Origin of the sequence: Ottowia sp., from assembly GCF_047601385.1 — a bacterium.
In the GTDB taxonomy this organism is placed as follows: domain Bacteria; phylum Pseudomonadota; class Gammaproteobacteria; order Burkholderiales; family Burkholderiaceae_C; genus Ottowia.
Genome location: NZ_JASGJP010000001.1, coordinates 2,889,401 through 2,915,683 on the forward strand (window position 1 = coordinate 2,889,401; position 26,283 = coordinate 2,915,683).

General features: G+C 66.3%; 9 protein-coding genes. All 9 read left to right on the forward strand.

From position 1 onward, the window contains the following. Positions 1–60: 60 nt before the first annotated feature. The 9 genes from QM772_RS14185 to QM772_RS14225 all read left to right on the forward strand — a co-directional run bounded on the left by QM772_RS14185 (position 61) and on the right by QM772_RS14225 (position 26,097). Positions 61–2,289 (forward strand): type I secretion system permease/ATPase, encoded by a 2,229-nt coding sequence (locus tag QM772_RS14185; RefSeq protein WP_415137535.1) that lies wholly within the window; start codon positions 61–63, stop codon positions 2,287–2,289. Then, positions 2,286–3,653, forward strand: a complete 1,368-nt coding sequence (locus tag QM772_RS14190; protein ID WP_415137537.1) for an HlyD family type I secretion periplasmic adaptor subunit — start codon at positions 2,286–2,288, stop codon at positions 3,651–3,653. The genes QM772_RS14185 and QM772_RS14190 overlap by 4 nt, the downstream gene beginning before the upstream one ends. Continuing rightward, complete coding sequence (locus tag QM772_RS14195; protein ID WP_415137539.1) at positions 3,643–5,328, forward strand: TolC family protein; 1,686 nt, start codon at positions 3,643–3,645, stop codon at positions 5,326–5,328. Before QM772_RS14190 ends, QM772_RS14195 begins: the two co-directional genes overlap by 11 nt. A gap of 97 nt (positions 5,329–5,425) precedes the next feature. Then, entirely contained in the window at positions 5,426–5,845 is a 420-nt protein-coding gene (locus QM772_RS14200) for a hypothetical protein (RefSeq protein WP_415137541.1), read from the forward strand. A gap of 527 nt (positions 5,846–6,372) precedes the next feature. Then, entirely contained in the window at positions 6,373–15,555 is a 9,183-nt protein-coding gene (locus QM772_RS14205; RefSeq protein WP_415137543.1) for a calcium-binding protein, read from the forward strand. Between the two features lie 44 nt (positions 15,556–15,599). Next, the gene (locus QM772_RS14210) at positions 15,600–17,036 is read left to right on the forward strand and encodes a hypothetical protein (RefSeq protein WP_415137545.1); all 1,437 of its coding nucleotides are present in this window, start codon (positions 15,600–15,602) and stop codon (positions 17,034–17,036) included. Further along, positions 17,033–17,182, forward strand: coding sequence for a hypothetical protein (locus QM772_RS14215; protein WP_415137547.1), 150 nt, complete (start codon positions 17,033–17,035; stop codon positions 17,180–17,182). The genes QM772_RS14210 and QM772_RS14215 overlap by 4 nt, the downstream gene beginning before the upstream one ends. Beyond that, a complete protein-coding gene (locus QM772_RS14220) occupies positions 17,179–17,772 on the forward strand; it encodes a hypothetical protein (RefSeq protein ID WP_415137549.1) in 594 nt (197 codons plus the stop codon). The genes QM772_RS14215 and QM772_RS14220 overlap by 4 nt, the downstream gene beginning before the upstream one ends. 18 nt (positions 17,773–17,790) lie before the next feature. After that, entirely contained in the window at positions 17,791–26,097 is an 8,307-nt protein-coding gene (locus QM772_RS14225; RefSeq protein WP_415137551.1) for a putative Ig domain-containing protein, read from the forward strand. The last annotated feature ends 186 nt before the right edge of the window (positions 26,098–26,283 follow it).

The window sequence follows — 26,283 nt, forward strand, 5'->3', positions numbered from 1 at the left end:
ATTTCAGACAATACTCAGTATCTTGGTAACGAGCGTTACCGGAGGTAGGGAATCTTGTCGATGATCGAGGATGTCTCCGTTGAGGGAGCGGCGGAGGACGGCGCTTCAGCGCGCGGGCCATTGAATACCGGCTTGCTGAGCTTGCTCATGATGGCCCAGTACCACGGGCTGGCGGCCGATCCGGCCAGGCTTCAGCACGAGTACGGCCCAGCCCCATTCGATGCCACCACGCTGCTGCATGCGGCCAAGGCGCTGGGTTTCAGCGCCAAGCGTGTGCGGCAGCCGCCCGAGCGCCTGCACAAGGCGCCGCTGCCATGCATCGCCGCCGATGCCGAAGGGCGTTTTTTCATCCTCGCCAAGATCGACGCGGCGGCGGACGACGCCGGCGGTCATCCGGCGGCTTCCGATGCGGCGCGCGTCCTGATCCAGCGCCCCGGCGAGCCGCCCAGCGTGGTTTCCCTCGCCGCCTTAACGGCGCTGTGGGACGGTGAATTGATCCTGCTGACCAGCAAGGCCAGTTTCGCTGGGGAAGTGTCGCGCTTCGACTTCACCTGGTTCATCCCCGCGGTCGTCAAGTACCGCAGGCTCCTGGGCGAAGTCCTGCTGGTGTCCTTCGTGCTCCAGCTCGTGGGCCTCGTCACGCCCCTGTTTTTCCAGGTGGTGATGGACAAGGTGCTGGTCAACCACGCCTTGCAGACCCTGAACGTCATCGCCATCGGCCTGCTCTGCGCCACCGTCTTCGAGGTCTTGCTGACCGGCATCCGGACCTACGTGTTCGCCCACACCAGCAGCAAGATCGACGTGGAACTCGGCGCGCGCCTGTTCCGCCACCTGCTGGCTCTGCCCATGGCCTACTTCCAGTCGCGCCGCGTCGGCGACTCCGTGGCCCGCATCCGCGAACTGGAAAACATCCGCGCATTTTTGACCGGCAACGCCATGACGCTGGTGCTGGACCTGATGTTCTCGGTCGTCTTCATCGCCGTGATGCTCTGGTACAGCCGCCCGCTCACGCTGATCGTCGTCGCGTCCATACCGGTCTACATCATTCTTTCGTTCGTATTCACGCCCATCCTCCGGGCGAGACTCAACGAAAAATTCAACCGCGGCGCCGAGAACCAATCCTTCCTGGTCGAAACCATCAGCGGCATCGACACCGTCAAAGCCATGGCCGTCGAGCCGCGTTGGCAGCAGCGCTGGGACAAGCAACTGGCCGCCTACGTGGCGGCCAGCCTGTCCACCACCAACATCGCCACCGTCGCCAGCAACGCCGTCATGCTGGTCAGCAAGCTGGTGACGCTGGGCATCATGTGGCTGGGCGCCACGCTGGTCATCGACGGGCAGCTCACCGTGGGCGAGCTGATCGCCTTCAACATGCTGGCCGGCCAGGTGTCCAGCCCCATCCTGCGCATGGCCCAGCTGTGGAACGACTTCCAGCAGGTCGGCATCTCCATGAGCCGCCTGGGCGACATCCTGAACATGCGCACCGAGGTCGAAGGCAACAAGACGCGCATTCCCCGCCTGGCGGGCGCCATCGAGCTCGACCAGGTGTCTTTCCGCTACCGACCTGACGCGCCTGACGTCATCCGCGGCATGCAGCTCAAGATCCGTCCGGGCGAGGTGATCGGCGTCGTGGGCCGCTCCGGCTCCGGCAAGAGCACGCTGGCCAAGCTGGTCCAGCGCCTCTACGTGCCCGACCGTGGCCGCGTCCTCGTGGACGGGCAGGACATCGCCATCATCGACACCACGTCGCTGCGGCACCAGATCGGTGTGGTGTTGCAGGAGAACGTGCTGTTCAACCGCTCCGTGCGCGACAACATCGCCCTGTCGAACCCGGCCGCGCCCATCGAGCGGATCATCCAGGCCGCCAAGCTCGCCGGCGCGCACGACTTCATCTGTGAGCTGCCCGAAGGCTACGACACGCTGGTCGGCGAGCACGGCGCCGGGTTGTCCGGCGGCCAGCGGCAGCGCATCGCCATCGCCCGCGCGCTCATCGGCGACCCCCGCATCCTCATCTTCGACGAGGCCACCAGCGCGCTGGACTACGAATCCGAGAAGATCATCCAGGACAACATGCGCCTCATCTGCCGGGGGCGCACCGTGATCATCATCGCCCACCGCCTGTCGGCCGTGCGGGGCGCCGACCGCATCGTCGTGCTGGAACGCGGCCAGATCGCCGAGATGGGGTCGCACGCCCAGCTGCTGGCCAACCCGCGCGGCATCTACAGCCACCTGCATCGGCTACAGCTTGGCGGGCAGCCGCCAGCCGCTGAGGGCGCCCTCACGCCATGAGCTTCAGACATCGACTACAGGCGCACGCCGAACTGTGGGGCCGCTACGGCCGCACCTTCGCGCATTTCTGGCGGCATCGCGCCGAACTGGGCGGCGCCATGCTGCGCGAGGACGAAGCCGCCTTCCTGCCCGCCGCCCTGGCCGTGCAGGAGGCGCCGCCCTCCCGCACCGCGCGCTGGATCGCCTGGCTGCTCATCCTGCTGGTGGTCACCGCCTTCGCGTGGGCCGTGCTGGGCCGCATGGACATCATCGTCAGCGCCACGGGCAAGGTCATCCCCAGCCAGCGCAGCAAGACCATCGCTGCCGTGGACACCGGCAGCGTCGTCAGCCTGAACGTCAGCGAAGGGCAGGCCGTCAAGGAGGGCGACGTTCTGCTCCAGCTCGACACCAGCGCCCTCGACGCCGAACGCGACCGCGCGCTGGGCGAAAAGAGCGAGGCCGTGCTGACCCTCGCCCGCAACCAGGCCCTGCTGGACGCCGTGCGGCAGGGCCGCCCGCCCGTGCTCACACCGCTGGACCAGCTCAATCGCCAGTACGGGAGCGGCCTGGACGCTGAACACTGGCATGCCGCCAGCCGCCACGTGCGTGGGCAATGGCAGGACTTTGCCGCCAAGCGAAAGAAACTCAGTGACGACATCGCCAGCCATGCCCAGGCCCTGCCCCTGGCCGCGCGGCAGGCCGCCAGCTACAAGGAACTTGCGGCCACCAACGACGTCTCCCGCGACGCCTGGCAGGACAAGGAGCAGGCCCGGCTGCACCTGCAGGCCCAACTGCAGGAGGCGCGCAACCAGCGCGACACCCTGGCCGCCGAAGTCTCCCGCCAGGCGCTGGACCAGATCGCCGAGGCACGCCGCATCGCCACCGCCTCCACACAGGACGCCCGGCGCGCCGCCAGCACCAGCCGCCTGCTCACCCTCAAGGCGCCCGTCGACGGCACCGTGCAGCAGCTCGCCGTGCACACCCTGGGCGGCGTCGTGCAGGCCGCGCAGTCCCTCATGCAGATCGTGCCCAGCCAGGGCCCGCTGGAGGTGGAGGCCTTCATCGAGAACAAGGACAAGGGCTTCGTCCGCCCCGGGCAATCGGCCGCCGTCAAGGTGGACACCTTCGAATACACCAAGTACGGCACCCTGCCCGGCAAGGTCACCCACGTGTCGCAGGACGCCATCCCCGACGAGAAGCGCGGCCTGATCTACGCCGTCAAGGTGCTGCTCGACAAAACCACCATCGACGTGCAAGGCCAGCCCACCCCCATCACGCCCGGCATGGCCGTCAGCGTCGAAATCAAGACCGGCGACCGCCGCATCATCGAATACGTGCTCAGCCCCTTGGTCCGCCACACCCGGGAGGCACTGCGTGAGCGCTAGGCATCACCTCATCAGGCGGGGCGTCTGCTGCGCCCTGGCGCTGCTGCCCGCGCTGGTGTCCGGGCAGGAGGACTACCCTGGGCCGGCGCAGGCCGCGCCGCAGGCCGCCGCCAAAGCGCCCGCCGGCACCGAGGTGGGCCGCCCCGGCACCTGGCGCGACCGCCTCACGCCGTTCCACGACCCGCTGCGCACCGAGCCCGCCTCCTTGCGCCAACCCCTGGCCGTGCCCCTGCCGCCCGACCTGCTGGCCACTCCGCCCGGCGCACGCCCGCGGCCGGATGCCGGCGGCCTGCTGCCCACCGAGTGGCCTTGCGCCACCCGCCCCAGCGCCAGCAGCGCAGGCGGCCCCCAGCACGCCCTGGGCCTGCTGCAAGCGGCGCAGGCCCAGGCGCCCCAGCCCGGCCAGCCGTATCGGTTGAGCCTGCCCACCGCCATCCATCTGGCGCTTTGCCACCACCCGCAGGTGCGCGCCAGTTGGAGCACCGTCGCCCAGCAGGCCGCGCAGCTCGGGCAGGCGCGCAGCGCCTACTGGCCCCAACTGGCCGCCGGCGTGGGCCGCCAGCGCAGCCGCGCAGGCTACAGCGGCGCCGCCGCGCCGGCCGAAACCGTCTGGGCCACGCGCCAGCACGCCGTCGTCAGCTGGCGCCTGTGGGATTTCGGCGCCCGTGGTGCCCGGGCCGACGCCGCCCAGGCCCAGTTGCAGGCGGCCCTGCGCACGCAGGACGCCACCGTCCGCAAGGCCCTGGCCGACGTGCTGCAAGCCTATGGCGAGGCCCAGGCCGCCCAGGCCCGCCTGGCCACCCAGCACAGCCTGCGGCCATTGGCCGAGCGCGGCGTGCAGGCCGCCCAGCGCCGCCTGGCCGGTGGCGCCGGCAGCGGCAACGACGTGCTCCAGGCCGCCGCCGCCCTGGCGCGCACCAACCTGGAACTCAGCCGCAGCCAGGGCGAACTCGACAAGGCCCATGCCCAACTGGCCTATCTGCTCGGCCTGCCCTCCGGCACCGCCTACCGCACCGAAGCCGCCGAACCCGCGCCCGAATCCGCTGGCGGCGCAGGCCCGCGCGGCGAAGGGGACGACCCGCACCGCCTTCTGGCCCGGTCGCTGGACGACTGGCTGTCACAAGCGTCGCAGGGCCATCCCGCCGTTCTGGCCGCGCGGGCGCAATGGCAGGCCGCCCAGGCCAGCCTCCAGGCCGTGCAGTCCGAAGGCCTGCCCACGCTGGACTTCAGCCTGGCGCACTACCGCAACGGCCGCCCCGACATGGCCCCCGCCGCCAGCCGCTCGCGCGAGAGCGTGGTCGGCCTGAGCCTGAACATCCCCTTGTTCGACGGCTTCGCCCACACCTACAAGGTGCGCGCCGCCCAGGCCCTGGTCGAGCAGAAGGCCGCCGAGCTGCAAGCCACCGAGCAGCAAACCCGGCAGGACATCGTGCAACTGCACGCCGAAGCCCGCGCCGCGCTGAACAACCTGCAAGCGGCCCGCAGCCTGTACGCCGTCTCCGCCGAAGCGGCGCAGTCCGCCCAGCGGCAGTACGACCAGGGCGCCGCCGACATCGTGCAGTTCAACCAAAGCCTGGGCAACCTTCAGCAGGCGCAGTTGGAATTGGCCCGCAGCCGCACCGACTGGAACAAGGCGCGGCTCAGGCTGTGGTTGCAGGATACTGCGCTGGAATGAGCACATCAGGAGGGATCATGGGCATGCGTTACGGAATTCGTGGTCGAGTTGTCATAGGTGAAAACTAAAATCTGCGTGAAGATTTATTTGCTGCCACATGAAAATTGATATTTTGATATATAAGTTCGCTCGTTTTCTGCTGAAGTGGGGGATTCGGGTCTTTATTGCAATATGTGCTTCAATTGGTTTTGCGAGCATTTTGTCGTCGAATATAAGATGGGGAATACTGCTGCTGTGGAATAATTTTTTCTCCTGGTTTATGGTGATGGTGGCGATCATTGCGATCACCGTGAAGATTCTGAAAAAAAAGAATGCAAATATTTTGCCGGCTAAAAATAAATCGCTCCAGGATATTGCTTACTACGAAGGTCTAGAGGGGGTGGAAAGGAGGCAGGTATGTTTTTGGTTAATGGCAGAGTTTGCGGTTAAACTATTGTGCTGTATTCTCGCCTTGGTTGTTGTTGTTTGGTTTTTTCAGTTCATCATTTTGGCTAAAGGGTCTATAAAATGGCTATAACAGTAACGAGCGCGGGTGATCTGGGGGTTGCAATTACGTCATTCCTCGATTCTGTAGCAAAATCTCCTGATCTCATTGCTGGTTTGGCAGATGGGTCAATTACGGTTCAAGATGCATGGGGGACCATTGATTTTTCGGTCTCAGCTATAGGCTTGGCGGCAACGGCCGTTAAGAATGTGACCGATTCGATGGGGTTGGGGTCTATTTCTCACGGGCTAGCAGCTACGGCTGCCTTCGCTAACGCAATCGCCTTTGCAAATGGCTTCACCAAAGTAGCTGACGCACTCACGTACAGCGGAAATGATAGAGATAAGGCCAATCAAGCATTGGAAGGCTTGCTGGACATGATCGGGGCTGGGGCAGGTCTCATGGGACTATTCCCAGCCTACGCCCCAGCCGCAGTCTTGGTGCAAGCGGCGGCATTTGCTGCCAAGAACTACATATCAACCAACCCCCAGGCGTTCAAAGATTCAATGAACAGCCTGTTCGATCTCATAGGCAGTGGCATTGGGACGATCAAAGGCTGGGTGAACGATCTTTACCTCAGCGCCCGAGGCTGGCGCCCGCCGAGCGACCCGCTGGTGCTGGACCTTGATGGCGACGGCATCGAGACGGTAGGCATCACGGGCAACACCCCCGTCCTGTTCGACCACGACGCGGACGGCACGCGCACCGGCACCGGCTGGGTCAAGCCCGACGACGGGTTCGTGGTGCTCGATCTCAACGGCAATGGTGTCATCGACTCCGGCCGGGAGATGTTCGGCGACCAGACGCTGCTGAGCGGGCTGCCGCCGCAGATCGGCGGCAGCCCCTTCCATACGGACGGCTACGCCGCGCTGGCCGCGCGCGACCTCAACGGCGATGGCCAGATCAACAGCGCCGACCCCATCTACAGCCAGCTGCGCGTGTGGCGCGACCTCAACCAGGACGGCGTCAGCCAGGCGAATGAACTGCAAACGCTCAGCCAGTTGGGCATCGCCAGCATCGGCGTGGCCGGCACGGAAGCCAACGTGGACCTGGGCGGCGGCAACCGCATGCCGCTGCGCGGCAGCTTCACCCGCAACAACGGCAGCACCGGCACCAGCGGCGTGGCCGAGCTGTCAGGCAGCCTGCTGCTGGCCAGCAACAACTTCTACCGGGACTTCTCCGACGATCCGCCGCTGAGCGAGGCCGCCAGGGCATTGCCGCAGATGGGCGGCAGCGGCTGGGTGCGCGATCTGCGCGAGGCCATGAGCAGCCCCGCCGGCGCGGGGCTGCTGGCGCAGGTGCAGGCGTTCGCCGCCGCCACCACGCGCGATGCGCAACTGGCGGCGCTGGACGATCTGCTGCTGGAGTGGGCCAACAGCTCGGGCATGAAACTGGACGAGATCTGGACATACGAGCTGCACCAGGACGAGCGCGGCAACTACACTACCGGGTTCGCTGGCGGTGGCACGGGCCGTCGTGCGTTCGTCACGCTGAACCCGGTGGGCATGGTGCAAACGGCCGGCGGCTCGGGTTCAGGCGGCGCCGGCTCCAGCTCGGGCGGTGGCGGGGGCAGCGGGGTGTCTTCCGGCAATGACAAGGAACTGACGCCGGAGGGGGTGCAACTGTTCCAGCGCCTGAACATACTGGAGGTATTCAACGGGCTGCGCTTCCTCGAGATTCCGCCCAGAGCCGATGGGTTGCCGCAGGGCGCGCCCGCGGCGGGCAGCGGCGGCTCGGGCGGCAGCGGCGGGGTGGGTGACGGCACCATCCGCTTCAGCGGCCCGCTGTCGCAGCCGCAGATCGACCTGCTGACCCAGAGCTACGAGCAGTTGCGCGAGTCGGTGTACGACGCGCTGGTGCTGCAAACGCGGCTGAGTCCCTATCTGGATGCCATTCAGCTGGTGGTGGACGAGTCGGGCATTCGCTTCGACACCACGCAGTTGACGGCTTTGCTGGATCAGGCACAGTCGTCGGACGCCCGCAACGGGTTGATCGACCTGATCGAGTTGAACAAGTACGCCCAGGGCACGCTGAGGGCGGTCGGCTTCGATGGGTTGGGGCGGCTGCGGCAGAACATTGGCAGCTTGACCGTGACCGAGCAGGAGGCGCTGGGGGTTTACCAGAGCGGAAACAAAGGCAGTACGGGTGGTGACATCTACCTGGGCGACGCGTCGAACAACAACTTCCGGGGCGGCGCAGGGGATGACATCCTGGACGGAGGCGAAGGCAACGACGTGCTGTACGGCGAGGCTGGGGACGACACGCTGGAAGGCGGCGCTGGCGCGGACCAACTGTACGGTGGCGCGGGAGCGGACGTGCTGCTGGGCGGTGACGGCAACGACACGCTGAGCGGAGACGCGGGCGACGACGTGCTGGACGGCGGAGCGGGAGACGACACGCTGTATGGCGGCGCCGGCAACGACACGTACCTGTTCGGCCGAGGCGACGGCCGGGACACCATCCAGTCTGACTACGACCAGACGGCCGGCAAGCTGAACGTGCTGAGGTTCAAGGAAGGGGTGAGCGCGGCCGACGTGGTGGTGACCCGCCAGGGCAGCGCGCTGGTGCTGAGCATTGCGGGCACCAGCGACAGGGTGCTGGTCAACAACTTCTTCAATGAAGAGAGTCCTGCGAACGCGTACAACCCGATCCAGCAGGTGGTGTTCGAGGACGGCACCGTGTGGGACATGGACGAGCTGGCGAGCATGACGCGAGGCGGCACCGAGGGGGCCGACACCCTGACGGGCACCAACGGCGACGACACCCTGGATGGCCTGGGCGGCAACGACACCCTGTACGGCCGAGCCGGCAACGACAGGCTGCTGGGAGGCGAAGGCAACGACGTGCTGTACGGCGAGGCTGGGGACGACACGCTGGAAGGCGGCGCTGGCGCGGACCAACTGTACGGTGGCGCGGGAGCGGACGTGCTGCTGGGCGGTGACGGCAACGACACGCTGAGCGGAGACGCGGGCGACGACGTGCTGGACGGCGGAGCGGGAGACGACACGCTGTATGGCGGCGCCGGCAACGACACGTACCTGTTCGGCCGAGGCGACGGCCGGGACACCATCCAGTCTGACTACGACCAGACGGCCGGCAAGCTGAACGTGCTGAGGTTCAAGGAAGGGGTGAGCGCGGCCGACGTGGTGGTGACCCGCCAGGGCAGCGCGCTGGTGCTGAGCATTGCGGGCACCAGCGACAGGGTGCTGGTCAACAACTTCTTCAATGAAGAGAGTCCTGCGAACGCGTACAACCCGATCCAGCAGGTGGTGTTCGAGGACGGCACCGTGTGGGACATGGACGAGCTGGCGAGCATGACGCGAGGCGGCACCGAGGGGGCCGACACCCTGACGGGCACCAACGGCGACGACACCCTGGATGGCCTGGGCGGCAACGACACCCTGTACGGCCGAGCCGGCAACGACAGGCTGCTGGGAGGCGAAGGCAACGACGTGCTGTACGGCGAGGCTGGGGACGACACGCTGGAAGGCGGCGCTGGCGCGGACCAACTGTACGGTGGCGCGGGAGCGGACGTGCTGCTGGGCGGTGACGGCAACGACACGCTGAGCGGAGACGCGGGCGACGACGTGCTGGACGGCGGAGCGGGAGACGACACGCTGTATGGCGGCGCCGGCAACGACACGTACCTGTTCGGCCGAGGCGACGGCCGGGACACCATCCAGTCTGACTACGACCAGACGGCCGGCAAGCTGAACGTGCTGAGGTTCAAGGAAGGGGTGAGCGCGGCCGACGTGGTGGTGACCCGCCAGGGCAGCGCGCTGGTGCTGAGCATTGCGGGCACCAGCGACAGGGTGCTGGTCAACAACTTCTTCAATGAAGAGAGTCCTGCGAACGCGTACAACCCGATCCAGCAGGTGGTGTTCGAGGACGGCACCGTGTGGGACATGGACGAGCTGGCGAGCATGACGCGAGGCGGCACCGAGGGGGCCGACACCCTGACGGGCACCAACGGCGACGACACCCTGGATGGCCTGGGCGGCAACGACACCCTGTACGGCCGAGCCGGCAACGACAGGCTGCTGGGAGGCGAAGGCAACGACGTGCTGTACGGCGAGGCTGGGGACGACACGCTGGAAGGCGGCGCTGGCGCGGACCAACTGTACGGTGGCGCGGGAGCGGACGTGCTGCTGGGCGGTGACGGCAACGACACGCTGAGCGGAGACGCGGGCGACGACGTGCTGGACGGCGGAGCGGGAGACGACACGCTGTATGGCGGCGCCGGCAACGACACGTACCTGTTCGGCCGAGGCGACGGCCGGGACACCATCCAGTCTGACTACGACCAGACGGCCGGCAAGCTGAACGTGCTGAGGTTCAAGGAAGGGGTGAGCGCGGCCGACGTGGTGGTGACCCGCCAGGGCAGCGCGCTGGTGCTGAGCATTGCGGGCACCAGCGACAGGGTGCTGGTCAACAACTTCTTCAATGAAGAGAGTCCTGCGAACGCGTACAACCCGATCCAGCAGGTGGTGTTCGAGGACGGCACCGTGTGGGACATGGACGAGCTGGCGAGCATGACGCGAGGCGGCACCGAGGGGGCCGACACCCTGACGGGCACCAACGGCGACGACACCCTGGATGGCCTGGGCGGCAACGACACCCTGTACGGCCGAGCCGGCAACGACAGGCTGCTGGGAGGCGAAGGCAACGACGTGCTGTACGGCGAGGCTGGGGACGACACGCTGGAAGGCGGCGCTGGCGCGGACCAACTGTACGGTGGCGCGGGAGCGGACGTGCTGCTGGGCGGTGACGGCAACGACACGCTGAGCGGAGACGCGGGCGACGACGTGCTGGACGGCGGAGCGGGAGACGACACGCTGTATGGCGGCGCCGGCAACGACACGTACCTGTTCGGCCGAGGCGACGGCCGGGACACCATCCAGTCTGACTACGACCAGACGGCCGGCAAGCTGAACGTGCTGAGGTTCAAGGAAGGGGTGAGCGCGGCCGACGTGGTGGTGACCCGCCAGGGCAGCGCGCTGGTGCTGAGCATTGCGGGCACCAGCGACAGGGTGCTGGTCAACAACTTCTTCAATGAAGAGAGTCCTGCGAACGCGTACAACCCGATCCAGCAGGTGGTGTTCGAGGACGGCACCGTGTGGGACATGGACGAGCTGGCGAGCATGACGCGAGGCGGCACCGAGGGGGCCGACACCCTGACGGGCACCAACGGCGACGACACCCTGGATGGCCTGGGCGGCAACGACACCCTGTACGGCCGAGCCGGCAACGACAGGCTGCTGGGAGGCGAAGGCAACGACGTGCTGTACGGCGAGGCTGGGGACGACACGCTGGAAGGCGGCGCTGGCGCGGACCAACTGTACGGTGGCGCGGGAGCGGACGTGCTGCTGGGCGGTGACGGCAACGACACGCTGAGCGGAGACGCGGGCGACGACGTGCTGGACGGCGGAGCGGGAGACGACACGCTGTATGGCGGCGCCGGCAACGACACGTACCTGTTCGGCCGAGGCGACGGCCGGGACACCATCCAGTCTGACTACGACCAGACGGCCGGCAAGCTGAACGTGCTGAGGTTCAAGGAAGGGGTGAGCGCGGCCGACGTGGTGGTGACCCGCCAGGGCAGCGCGCTGGTGCTGAGCATTGCGGGCACCAGCGACAGGGTGCTGGTCAACAACTTCTTCAATGAAGAGAGTCCTGCGAACGCGTACAACCCGATCCAGCAGGTGGTGTTCGAGGACGGCACCGTGTGGGACATGGACGAGCTGGCGAGCATGACGCGAGGCGGCACCGAGGGGGCCGACACCCTGACGGGCACCAACGGCGACGACACCCTGGATGGCCTGGGCGGCAACGACACCCTGTACGGCCGAGCCGGCAACGACAGGCTGCTGGGAGGCGAAGGCAACGACGTGCTGTACGGCGAGGCTGGGGACGACACGCTGGAAGGCGGCGCTGGCGCGGACCAACTGTACGGTGGCGCGGGAGCGGACGTGCTGCTGGGCGGTGACGGCAACGACACGCTGAGCGGAGACGCGGGCGACGACGTGCTGGACGGCGGAGCGGGAGACGACACGCTGTATGGCGGCGCCGGCAACGACACGTACCTGTTCGGCCGAGGCGACGGCCGGGACACCATCCAGTCTGACTACGACCAGACGGCCGGCAAGCTGAACGTGCTGAGGTTCAAGGAAGGGGTGAGCGCGGCCGACGTGGTGGTGACCCGCCAGGGCAGCGCGCTGGTGCTGAGCATTGCGGGCACCAGCGACAGGGTGCTGGTCAACAACTTCTTCAATGAAGAGAGTCCTGCGAACGCGTACAACCCGATCCAGCAGGTGGTGTTCGAGGACGGCACCGTGTGGGACATGGACGAGCTGGCGAGCATGACGCGAGGCGGCACCGAGGGGGCCGACACCCTGACGGGCACCAACGGCGACGACACCCTGGATGGCCTGGGCGGCAACGACACCCTGTACGGCCGAGCCGGCAACGACAGGCTGCTGGGAGGCGAAGGCAACGACGTGCTGTACGGCGAGGCTGGGGACGACACGCTGGAAGGCGGCGCTGGCGCGGACCAACTGTACGGTGGCGCGGGAGCGGACGTGCTGCTGGGCGGTGACGGCAACGACACGCTGAGCGGAGACGCGGGCGACGACGTGCTGGACGGCGGAGCGGGAGACGACACGCTGTATGGCGGCGCCGGCAACGACACGTACCTGTTCGGCCGAGGCGACGGCCGGGACACCATCCAGTCTGACTACGACCAGACGGCCGGCAAGCTGAACGTGCTGAGGTTCAAGGAAGGGGTGAGCGCGGCCGACGTGGTGGTGACCCGCCAGGGCAGCGCGCTGGTGCTGAGCATTGCGGGCACCAGCGACAGGGTGCTGGTCAACAACTTCTTCAATGAAGAGAGTCCTGCGAACGCGTACAACCCGATCCAGCAGGTGGTGTTCGAGGACGGCACCGTGTGGGACATGGACGAGCTGGCGAGCATGACGCGAGGCGGCACCGAGGGGGCCGACACCCTGACGGGCACCAACGGCGACGACACCCTGGATGGCCTGGGCGGCAACGACACCCTGTACGGCCGAGCCGGCAACGACAGGCTGCTGGGAGGCGAAGGCAACGACGTGCTGTACGGCGAGGCTGGGGACGACACGCTGGAAGGCGGCGCTGGCGCGGACCAACTGTACGGTGGCGCGGGAGCGGACGTGCTGCTGGGCGGTGACGGCAACGACACGCTGAGCGGAGACGCGGGCGACGACGTGCTGGACGGCGGAGCGGGAGACGACACGCTGTATGGCGGCGCCGGCAACGACACGTACCTGTTCGGCCGAGGCGACGGCCGGGACACCATCCAGTCTGACTACGACCAGACGGCCGGCAAGCTGAACGTGCTGAGGTTCAAGGAAGGGGTGAGCGCGGCCGACGTGGTGGTGACCCGCCAGGGCAGCGCGCTGGTGCTGAGCATTGCGGGCACCAGCGACAGGGTGCTGGTCAACAACTTCTTCAATGAAGAGAGTCCTGCGAACGCGTACAACCCGATCCAGCAGGTGGTGTTCGAGGACGGCACCGTGTGGGACATGGACGAGCTGGCGAGCATGACGCGAGGCGGCACCGAGGGGGCCGACACCCTGACGGGCACCAACGGCGACGACACCCTGGATGGCCTGGGCGGCAACGACACCCTGTACGGCCGAGCCGGCAACGACAGGCTGCTGGGAGGCGAAGGCAACGACGTGCTGTACGGCGAGGCTGGGGACGACACGCTGGAAGGCGGCGCTGGCGCGGACCAACTGTACGGTGGCGCGGGAGCGGACGTGCTGCTGGGCGGTGACGGCAACGACACGCTGAGCGGAGACGCGGGCGACGACGTGCTGGACGGCGGAGCGGGAGACGACACGCTGTATGGCGGCGCCGGCAACGACACGTACCTGTTCGGCCGAGGCGACGGCCGGGACACCATCCAGTCTGACTACGACCAGACGGCCGGCAAGCTGAACGTGCTGAGGTTCAAGGAAGGGGTGAGCGCGGCCGACGTGGTGGTGACCCGCCAGGGCAGCGCGCTGGTGCTGAGCATTGCGGGCACCAGCGACAGGGTGCTGGTCAACAACTTCTTCAATGAAGAGAGTCCTGCGAACGCGTACAACCCGATCCAGCAGGTGGTGTTCGAGGACGGCACCGTGTGGGACATGGACGAGCTGGCGAGCATGACGCGAGGCGGCACCGAGGGGGCCGACACCCTGACGGGCACCAACGGCGACGACACCCTGGATGGCCTGGGCGGCAACGACACCCTGTACGGCCGAGCCGGCAACGACAGGCTGCTGGGAGGCGAAGGCAACGACGTGCTGTACGGCGAGGCTGGGGACGACACGCTGGAAGGCGGCGCTGGCGCGGACCAACTGTACGGTGGCGCGGGAGCGGACGTGCTGCTGGGCGGTGACGGCAACGACACGCTGAGCGGAGACGCGGGCGACGACGTGCTGGACGGCGGAGCGGGAGACGACACGCTGTATGGCGGCGCCGGCAACGACACGTACCTGTTCGGCCGAGGCGACGGCCGGGACACCATCCAGTCTGACTACGACCAGACGGCCGGCAAGCTGAACGTGCTGAGGTTCAAGGAAGGGGTGAGCGCGGCCGACGTGGTGGTGACCCGCCAGGGCAGCGCGCTGGTGCTGAGCATTGCGGGCACCAGCGACAGGGTGCTGGTCAACAACTTCTTCAATGAAGAGAGTCCTGCGAACGCGTACAACCCGATCCAGCAGGTGGTGTTCGAGGACGGCACCGTGTGGGACATGGACGAGCTGGCGAGCATGACGCGAGGCGGCACCGAGGGGGCCGACACCCTGACGGGCACCAACGGCGACGACACCCTGGATGGCCTGGGCGGCAACGACACCCTGTACGGCCGAGCCGGCAACGACAGGCTGCTGGGAGGCGAAGGCAACGACGTGCTGTACGGCGAGGCTGGGGACGACACGCTGGAAGGCGGCGCTGGCGCGGACCAACTGTACGGTGGCGCGGGAGCGGACGTGCTGCTGGGCGGTGACGGCAACGACACGCTGAGCGGAGACGCGGGCGACGACGTGCTGGACGGCGGAGCGGGAGACGACACGCTGTATGGCGGCGCCGGCAACGACACGTACCTGTTCGGCCGAGGCGACGGCCGGGACACCATCCAGTCTGACTACGACCAGACGGCCGGCAAGCTGAACGTGCTGAGGTTCAAGGAAGGGGTGAGCGCGGCCGACGTGGTGGTGACCCGCCAGGGCAGCGCGCTGGTGCTGAGCATTGCGGGCACCAGCGACAGGGTGCTGGTCAACAACTTCTTCAATGAAGAGAGTCCTGCGAACGCGTACAACCCGATCCAGCAGGTGGTGTTCGAGGACGGCACCGTGTGGGACATGGACGAGCTGGCGCAACGTGCCCAGGCTCCAAAGAGCGCTGGCTTGAGCGAAATCATCAGCACGAAGCTCTTGCTTGTATTGGCCGACGCTGAATGGACCGAGCTGGCTTCGGGTCAAGGTGCGTCCTGGAGCGGTGGTGTGGAAGAGGCGGAGTTGTTGACCACGTTCGAGTTCAAGCCGTTGTTGGTCGCAGGTGAGCTTGGCGTGGAGCAGTACCAGGGGTTGGGAACCCAGCAACTGGTGCAGGCGATGGCGATGTTCGCGCCCGAGGGGGCGGCCAGCCAGGCAGTGCTGGCGCAGGCGATGGCGGGGGGCGCCAGGCGGAACGCGCTGCTCGAAAGCTCGTTCGCGTAGCGGGCGCGGCCGGGTGCCGGGCGTGGCGTCACAGACGGTATCAATTGGGTGCCGACGGTCTGGGCAGCATCGTGGTGGATGGCGTGACACTCACCGGCGGTGAGGCCGTAGGCGCCAACGCCTGGCAAAGCGAGGATGGAAACTGGCGCTACGCCCTGACGGAAACCGGCGACCTCATCATCACCGGCGTAGGCAAGCCCGGGCGCATCGTGGTGCAAGGCTTCGCACGCCTGCAAAGCCAGCAAGCCAGCCCCCTGGGCCTGAACCTGCCCCAGGCCAGCCAGCCCGAGCAGCCGCAGCCCGCCGAGCCGGGCGTCTACGCGCTGCAAGGCGACCAACTGGCCCCGTCTGGCGCCTGGCAGCTGCAGGCCGACGGCAGCATCCCCGGCGCCACGGCCGAGCCCAATGCCAACAACCTCTTCGAAGGCAGCGACAGCCTGCTCAACCCCGGCACCGTGCGGCGCATCACCGGGGTGGACGGCAATGGCAACACCCTCACCAGCGACACCCGCGCGGTGACCTACTGGGGCCTGGGCGGCAACGACTTCATCTCCGGCGAGCAGTACGACGACCACCTGGACGGGGGCGACGGCGACGACGCCATCTGGGGCGGCGCCGGCAGCGATGAAATCCATGGCGGCGCGGGCAACGACATCATCGTCAGCAACATGTCCGCCACCATGCCCGGGGGTTACGGCGAGCTGCCGCGCGGGGCCGACGAGATCAAGGGGCCAGACAACGTGGTGGCGGGAACGAGCGGCAGCAACATCCTGCGCTGGTTCGTGGTCAGGGGCGCCGACGGCTCGTGGCTGCGGGTGGAGCGCGCGCACGTGAAGAACCCGGACGGGGGCGAGGTGTACGTGGCCGAGAGCGAAAGCGACCAGGACGTGATCGACGCCGGAGCGGGCGATGACTACGTGTGGGCCGGGCGCGGGAGCGACTACCTCATCGGCGGTGCGGGCGACGACCACCTGGCGGGGCTGGGCGGCGGCGACGTGATCCTGGGCGGCGAAGGCAAGGACGTGATCTACGGCGACGAGTGGCGGCGCATGCAACTGCAGGCGGTCACCCGCAGCCGCAATGGCGACGTGTACGGCTATCTGCCGCTGGACGAAGCGCTCAAGAGCCCGGCGCTGCACGGCAATGACGTGATCGACGCGGGCGCGGGGGACGACGAGGCGTGGGGCGACGGCGGCGACGACGTGGTCCACGGCGGCAGCGGCGACGACTGGCTGTTCGGCGATGCGCTGCCGGCGCAGCTGCCCTGGGAGTACCACGGCAGCGACAGGCTGGACGGCGGCGATGGGGATGACAGCCTGTTCGGTCAGGGCGGCAACGACTGGCTGTACGGCGGAGCTGGCTGTATCCGCTATCCAAAAAATAGCTGTCAGCGCTTGTCCAACAAGCGCTGGCGGCAATTTTCATTCAAAAGAAAGTGTGCTGTTGATCGCAGACATATGCATGAAAGTTCAGCCTCATGAAAATCCTGATCCCGCTGTTTCTCTTTGGCGCCCTGTCCTGGCTGGTGGGCTTGATCGTGTGCGTGCTCATGGTGCGGGCCCGTCGATCCGGCAAGGCCGTTGGCGTGGCAGCGCTTGTGTTCTTCGGTGTCGGGATAGCAACATGATCGCCATCCTGATTCTGCTGGCGCTTGCACTCTGGATCGGACTGGGATACCTGCTCTGGAAGCTCTTGCTGCGGCGGCTCATCAAAGGGCAAGCGCCGTTATGGATTACCACCCTCTTGTTCGCTGCCATCTGGCTGACTGCCCCGTGGGCCGATGAATATCTGGGGCAAAAGGAGTTTGCACGGCTGTGCACGGCTATGCCGGATACGCAATTCTTCGGCCCGGTCTCCATCGGCGAAGGGCCATTCTTCGACGCGCAGGGGAAGCCGAAGTGGGAAAACCGCAAACAGTTTGATGCAATTGCTGATGGCGGCGTTGTTTTCGACTCCAAAAAGGGTAACGTCACCCGGTTCGACCAAATGTTCAAGCGAACCGAGGTGAACCATCGAATCGCCGATTGGCCCGTGCCCGTTCTGGAGCAAAAAATTACCTACAGCTACGCCCCGACAGGCCAGCCAATATTGGTTTCATATTGGCGTGGCTCGCCCGGCGGCTGGCTTAAACGCACGACGGGCTTTGGGAGCCATGCGCCGTACCAATGTGGAAAAAAAACACCCTACCCGCACGAGCAGGAATGGATCAAATTTTGAATTCTTCAGGAGTAAGACATGACAACGATTGAACAATCTTTCATTGAATGTTTATTGGCTGATCTGGCCTACGTCGGAACGCTGCAAAAGGGGCTGAGCGCAAAGGACAGAGCCGATGAATTCGCCCGCCGTATCACCCGACCCTTGGCCGAACAGTTCGCCGCCCGCTTCGAGATCCTCGCCGTCAAGAGCGACCCCGTCAGCGACTACCAGGCCGTTGTATTCAAGGACGTGAGCACGGGCGCCCTGTATCTGGCCAACCGGGGCACTGAGAGCGGAACCGACATCGTCAATGCCGATCTGGACTTGGCGCTGGGATCTGGTGTGGCCTCCAAGCAATCGGCCGCCATGGTGAACTGGTGGCTGGACATCTCCAGCACGGCGGGCACGGCGGTTTCGCAAGTCTCGGCTGACGGCCCCAACCTTGCCCCATTTGCACCCGCAACTCAGAAAATGGCCAGTGGCGAAATTGCCTTGGAAGTCAGCGCGGCGATTGCGGCGGGCAAGCTCTACGTGGTGGGTCATTCACTGGGCGGGCACCTGACCACCGTGTTTACCAGCCTGTTCGCGAACCAGGTGGCTCATGCCAGCACCTTCAATGGTGCAGGCGTGTTCTCCATTGGCGCCGTTGCAGGTGTAGTGGCGGGCATGCTCTACGGACACCCGATTAACCAATTGGCGCAGGTTCTGGGTCGAACCGTGCAGTTGCCAGATGCCGCAAAGATGGACAACTTTTATGCCATGAATGGCATGAATATGACCACCAACGACGCAACGTTTACCCAGTTGGGTCAGCGAATTGAAGTGTTCAACGAGGAAACTCCGGCGCCGACTTTCAGCAACCACTTTCTGTATAAGCAAACCGACAGTTTGGCCCTGGCCGTTGCGATGCAGAAGCTGGACACCAGTCTGACCCTGGGCAAGTTCAATGCTATTGCAGAAGCCGCATCCAACGTCAGCGGCGAATCCCTTGAAAGGATGCTTGATGCTTTGCGCCTCCAACTGCTGGGCAACAACATCGTCAGCACGCCAGTGGGCGATGACGGCGGTGATTGGGAAAATAGCACCATGCCGCAGTCGCGGATTGACTATCAACAAAATCTCAAAATTTTTACCGAGAGCTCAGCCTTCGGGGCCCTGGCCGGCAAGGTAACCCTCATCCCCACGACCGACTACGCCAACCTGCAAGCCCACGCCAAGACCGGCTTTGGCGAGTTTCTTTCGCTGCACACCCTCAGCCCCGTGGTCATCAGCACCACCGATGCAGGCGCCCTGGCTGCCCTTAAAGGTGCGCATGGCGATCTGGCCACAGCCTGGCAGGCCGACCAGAACGCCCGCCTGTACGGCGACACCGGCTATGCATACGCCTATACCGAAAAGTGGTACGAAGACCGCGCCGCCATGCTGGGCTGGCTGGTCAAGGCCAACCAAGACGACAGCCCCGGCACCGACGCTACCAACCGCATCCTGGCCGTGACCGGTGGGGTGAGCATGGCCAACCCGCTGCTGTTCGAAGACAAGACGCTGGACAAGACGCTCATCATTTCCCCGCGCACCTCCACGACGGCCCCCACGCGCCGGTTCATCTTTGGCACCGAGGGCAACGACCCCGACTTGATGGGTGACGTCGAGGCCGACCACCTCTACGGCGGCGCCGGCGACGACACCTTGAAGGGATTGGGCGGCGACGACCACCTCGAAGGCGGCGAAGGCAACGACACCCTCGAAGGCGGCGCGGGCGCCGACACCCTGGTCGGCGGGTTGGGCACAGACACCTACGTGCTGGAAGGCGCCTGGGGCGTGGACACCGTCATCGACGCCGACGGCCTGGGCAGCATCGTGGTGGATGGCGTGACGCTAACCGGCGGTGAGGCCGTAGGCGCCAACGCCTGGCAAAGCGAAGATGGAAACTGGCGCTACGCCCTGACGGAAACCGGCGACCTCATCATCACCGGCGTGGACAAGCCCGGGCGCATCGTGGTGCAGGGCTGGTCGCGCCTGCAAAGCCAGCAAGCCAGCCCCCTGGGCCTGAACCTGCCCCAGGCCGACACCCCCGAGCAGCCGCAGCCCGCCGAGCCGGGCGTCTACGCGCTGCAAGGGGGCTACTTCATCGCCGGCGGCGGCGGGGTGCCCGGGGACCGGGCGTGGCAGCTCGAAAGCGACGGCAGCATCGCAGGCGTGCAGCCCAGGTACGAGGCCAACGACGTGATGGTCGGCGGGCAGGACACCTTGGGCGCGCCCGGTACGTTCCAGCGCCTGAGCGGCCTGGCGCCGGACGGCCAGGGCGGGTGGCGTCCCACCTACGCCAACACCCGCGCGGTCAGCTTCTGGGGCCTGGGGGGCAACGACTTCATGTCCGGGGAACAGTATGACGACCACCTGGACGGCGGCGAGGGCGACGACCTGGTCTGGGGCGGAGCGGGCAGCGACGAGATATACGGAGGTGACGGCAACGACATCATCGTCAGCAACATGGCCGCCGTTCACTACACCTCAGCGCAGCAGGCGCCCACGCCGGAAGGCTACGTGCGCGGCGCGGACACGGTGGTCACCTACAACGGCGGCGAGGCCAACTACCAGGGCCGCTGGTGGGTGGAGACCTCGCAGAGCGGGGCCGATCTGCGCGTGCAGAACGCCTACGTGAAGAACCCCGAAGGCGGCTACACGTACTACGCCGAGAGCGAAAGCGACCAGGACGTGATCGACGCCGGAGAGGGCGATGACCACGTGTGGGCCGGGCGCGGGAGCGACTACCTCATCGGCGGCGAGGGCAACGACCACCTGGCGGGGCTGGGCGGCAGCGACGTGATCCTGGGCGGCGAAGGCAAGGACGTGATCTACGGCGACGAGTGGGCGCGCATGCGGTTGATGGCCACGTACGACGAGGACCGCTCCAGCGCTTATATGCAGAACATGCCGTTCGACGAAGCGCTCAAGGATCCGGCGCTGCACGGCAACGACGTGATCGATGCCGGCGCGGGGGACGATGAGGTATGGGGCGACGGCGGCGACGACGTGATCTTCGGTGGCAGCGGCGGCGACCTGCTGATCGGCGATGCGCTGCTGGCGCAGCTGCCCTATGAGTACCACGGCAATGACCGGCTGGATGGCGGCGATGGGGATGACGTGCTGTACGGCATGGGCAAGGACGACGCGCTGTATGGCGGCGCGGGCAGCGACGAGCTGTGGGGCGACCACGACGGCCTGGAGGCGCAGTACCACGGCAACGACGTGCTGGACGGCGGCGACGGCGACGACAAGCTGTTCGGGCAGGGCGGCAACGACGTGCTGTATGGCGGGGCGGGTGACGATTGGCTGGCGGGCGAGGACGAGCACTCGACGGACGCGGTGAGCGCCCTGACGGGCAACGACGTGCTGTATGGCGGCGCGGGCAATGACACGCTGATCGGCGGCAATGGCGACGACGTGTGCGATGGGGGCGCGGGCAACGACAGTTTGCGGGGTGGCAAAGGCAACGACTACCTGGACGGCGGCGAAGGCAACGACTATTTGAATGGCGGCGAAGGCAACGACGTGCTCGATGGCGGCAGCGGCCAGAACACGCTCGAAGGCGGCGCGGGCGACGACGTTTACGTGGTCAGCGGCGGACGCCAGTACATCCGCGACACCGAAGGCGACAACCTGGTCATCGTGAACGGCCGGGCTGGCATCACCAGCGATGGCTCGCTCGTCTTCAATGGCGACGACGCGGACAACGCGGTCCTGGTCGAGCGGGCCATGGTGGGTGGTGCGGGGGGCTACTCGGGCACGTTCGAGGTGGGCGGCGTGCGCATGACGCGCGATGAGCTGGCCGACACACTCATCACGCAGAGCGTGAGCTTGACCAGCACGGATGCCAATGCCGACGTTCGCGGCGGGGGAGGGGATGACGTGATCGTGGTGGAGGGCGACGCGAGCACCGTCAACGCCGGGCGCGGGGACGACACGGTGCGCATTGGCGCTCGCGCGGCGCGCATCCAGGTGAATGCGGGCGGCGGGGCCGACAACATCCTGTTTGCCGCCAGCCGCTATGGCGCGGCGCCAGAAGACCAGGCCACGATCAACTTTGGCGCAGGCATCACCTTGGCTGATGTGCGCGTGCAGGTTCGAGACGGGCAGATCGACATTGGCTACTCGGCCGATGAAGGCGATGTGCTGACGCTGGAATACGTGTATGGCGCCGGTGACGTGGCGGCATCGCTGCCCGTGCAGTGGCTGCACTTTGCCGACGGCACGCAGGTACAGCTGGCCGACCTGATTGCCGCCACGCCTCAGCCCCAGCCGCCCAGCCTGGGCTGGCAATACGGCACGCCGCTGAACGACGTGCTTGAAGGCAGCGCGGGCGATGAGGTGATCATGGGCCTGGACGGCGACGACCGCATCGACGGCATGGGCGGGGCTGACGTGTATGCGGGCGGCAATGGAGACGACCGCTACGCCATCCGCGCGGGGGTCAATACCTTGGTGGTGGACCCCGTGGGCCGATCCACCCTGAAAATGCCCGAGGGCGTGACGGCCAGCCAGCTCACGTTCGTGCGCCACGCCGATGGCGATGCGGGCGAGTTCCGGATCGAGCTGGGCGATGGCAGCCACGTGGACGTGCTGCTGGGTGACCTGGTGCATGCGGACGTGGAGATTGCGTTTGCGGACGGCTCGCGCATGAGCCAGGCTGACATTCGCAGTCGCCTAACCACAGCCGACACGCTGCCCATGGACACCATTCTTTATCAGAGCACGGCAGGCCGGCTCTCGATTGCGGGCGACGGCTATGTCTGGCTGTACACGGGTTCTGCAGGCGGCGTGCTGTATGGGCGCGCCCTGTCCGATGCGCTGATGGGTGGCGCGGGTGCTGACCTGCTGCGCGGCGGCGCGGGCGCGGACACGATGCAGGGCAATGGCGGCGATGACGTTTACGTGCTGGGCCAGGGCATTGACCGGCTGGCGTTCGTGGATGGCGAGGCATCGACAGTGCTGATCGGTGCCCACGATGCGGGCAGCCTGGCGCTGTATCGCGCCGGGCACGATCTGATCGTGGCCAGCGCGGCAGGCGATGCGGTGTTCGTCGTGGCGGATTTCTGGCCACAGTCGGATTACGGGGAGATTGCCTGGCAGATTGAACAGGGCGATTTGCCCCCGGATGCGCTGGATGCCTTCTGGGCCAATGGCTACATCGCCAATACCGTCATCCTGAAAGATGCGCAAGGCGGCGAAGTGACATTGAGCGAGCTGATTGGGCAAGGCATCGCCGTTGTGGATGCCAACCCCACACTCGATGACGGCTGGAGCGACCCGCAGGCCATGCGCGAGAAGTTTGGGCGGTTGCTGCAGCAAAAGATGATGAGCAACCAGGCGCAGGGCGAGGGCTTCATGCTGTTTTCGACCACCGGGGTGATCCGGAATATCGTTGGCACGTCTGTCGAGAACCAGCAGGCAAGCGGCGATTTCGAGCTGGGGTCGTCGAACATCCTGAATGTGGGGCCGTGGGAGACGATCACGCATCGTCGCAAGGAAAAGGTGCAGGTGACCACAAGCAGCAAGAATCTGGTCAAGGCCAAGCATTTCAAGACGCTTGGGGCATTGCTGGCGTATCTGGGCCTGTCTGCCGATACGGCCAGCTTCCAATTGCCCCAGGACACGGAGTTGATTGACCACGACGACGGCAGCTTGACCATGCTGTTCTATAAAGTCGTGAAGTCTTCGCGCTGGGAAACTCGGGTGATCGAGTGGACGGAGACGGTGAGGGATGAGGAGGGGTTTTTGCGCGTGCAGAACATCACGGGCAGTGGCGGCAATGACCACATTGCTCACGGCTATGACAGGGACGCCACATTGATTGCGGGCACATACGAGCTTGGCGACAGCATTCAGTACGCGCCAGATTGTTTGCATATTGACGAACCCGAGGGCTTGCGAAGCCAACTTTTTGCCTTCGTGGGCAGCATTGATGGCGGCGGCGGAAATGATTACATCAATGCATCTGCCTACATATCCAGCGACCGACAAACGTTCGAAGATTGGTGGAACTCAGACGCGTTCAGATCTTGGGATGGCGTTATCCTGAGCCGGCCGATTGGCCTGGGTGCCTGGTTGGAAGGCGGTGATGGCGACGACGAAATCTTCGGCAGCGAAGGCAGCGATGCCATCATCGGCGGCACGGGCAACGACTTCATGAACGGCGGCGCAGGTGCGGATACGTATCTTGTGGGATTGGGGACTGGCCACGACGTGATTCTGGATGGTGGATTCACCAAGGTCCATGTGGATTTGAACGAAGATTATATAGATGGATATGTCAATAACGCGGACCTCAACCCCAATGTAGACGTACTGCGTTTTCAAGATGGGGTCGATCCAGATTCATTGAAATTTGAATGGATCGGGCGCGTGAACTACAAGGGCGATAAGATATTTGGTGCTGATGAGGATATGTGGACCATTGACTGGTCCCCGGTAGATTTCAACGCCATTCGGGTTTCCTGGGGGGAGGGTGATTCCGCGACCATCGTGTTCGATGCAGACCGGGCAAGCGTGCAGGCCGAGCCTTATGGAACCACTGCCAAGGACATCGGCATCGACGTCCTGCGCTTTGCCGACGGCACCGAAATCACCCTGGACGAGGCCATCGCCCGCGCCAAAGGCGCCGAGGATGGCGCGCCGGTGGCCGGGGAGGCCCTCGCGGATCAGTCCATCGACGAAGGCAGCCCCTTCGTCTTCGCCATACCCGCCGAAGCCTTCAGCGACCCCGACGGCGATCCACTGAGCCTGAGCGCCGCGATGGCCGATGGCGCCGCGCTGCCTTCGTGGCTGGCGTTCGATGCCGCCAGCGCCACCTTCAGCGGCACCCCGGAGAACGGTGACGTGGGCACCCTGGCCGTTCGTGTCACCGCCAGCGACGGCGCGGGCAGCGCTCACCAGACCTTCGCGCTGCGGGTGCGCAATGTCAACGACGCACCCGAAGCCGGCGCGCCGCTGGCGGCGCAAAGCATCCAGGAAGGCGACACCCTGAGCTACGCCGTTGGCGCGGACGCCTTCGTGGATGCGGATCTGGCCGTCGATCCGTTCGAGAGGCTGACCCTGGCGGCCATGCTGGCCGATGGCTCGCCGCTGCCCGCATGGCTGAGCTTCGACGCGGCCAGCGGCACCTTCAGCGGCACGCCGCCGGCGGGCAGCGCGGGGGACGTGCACATCACGGTCACCGCGACCGACCTGGCCGGCGAGAGCGCCAGCCAGGGCCTGACGCTGACCATCCTGCCGCCGGCGGGCAACCACGCGCCTGTCGTGGGCGCGGCCATTCCGGCGCAAGGCACGCGCGAATGGGATGCCTGGTCCTACAGCCTGCCGGCGGGCGCCTTCACCGATCCCGATGCAGGCGACCAGCTCGGCTACCGCGCTGAACTCGCCGACGGCCGCCCGTTGCCGTACTGGCTCCGGTTCGACCCCGCCACTGGCGCCCTGAGCAGCGCGCAAGTTCCCCAGGGCCATGCCGGCACGCTGGATATCCGCGTGACCGCCACCGATCTCGCCGGCGCCAGCGCATCGCAGACCTTCTCCCTGAACGTGGCGGCCAACCCGGTGCTCAACGCGGTATCCGGCACGTCCGGGGCGGACATCCGGTGGGGCACCTCGGGCGACGATCTGCTGATCGGTGGCCAGGGCAGCGATGCGCTGACGGGCGGACTGGGCAACGACACCTACCGCTGGAGCAAGGGCGATGGCGATGACGTCATCGTCGAGTTGGGCGGCAACGACACCATCGAGTTCACGGACGTCTATGCCGGCGACGTGGAGATCACGAGGACTTCGCTGGGAAGCATGCAGATCACGGTCAAGCCGACGGGAGAGAAGATCACCGTGACGTTGGGGCTGAGCACGCTTTTGAAGGCGGGCTGGATCGAGCGGATCAGGTTCGCCGACGGTGCGAGCTGGGATCATGCGGAGATGGTGCGGCAATCCCAGATGACCAAGAGCGCGGGCGCGGCGCCTATGGCCATCAAGCCGCTGCGGACGTGGGCCGAAGCCGGGTGGGATGGCCTGGGCGCGAACCTGGGCGGGACGGGGAGCGGTGGCGGGGCCGGGCTGGAGTCGTCGGGCGCGTTCGCCTTCAAGCCGCTGCTGGCGGCGGCCGGCAGCCTTGCGCACCTTGGCCAGGCGCTGGGCGCCGGGGAGTCGGCGGGCGCTGGCGGCCTGGAGCGAAATGCCATCCAGCAACTGGTGCAGGCGATGGCGATGTTCGCGCCAGAGGGGGCGGCCAGCCAGGCAGAGCTGGCGCAGGCGATGGCGGGGGGCGCCAGGCGGAGCGCGCTGCTCGAAAGCTCGTTCGCGTAGCGGGCGCGGGCGCGGGCGCGGCCGGGTGCCGGGCGTGGCGTCACAGACGGTATCAATTGGGTGCCGGTGGCGTGGGCCGAATCGTTGGCAGAATAGCCACGCATCGCTTCCGTGGGGGACTTGTCTGGGTAGTGGTCTGGGCCGAGCCAGCAGCACAGGTCCGGCCCATGGCCCCTGTCCCTACCG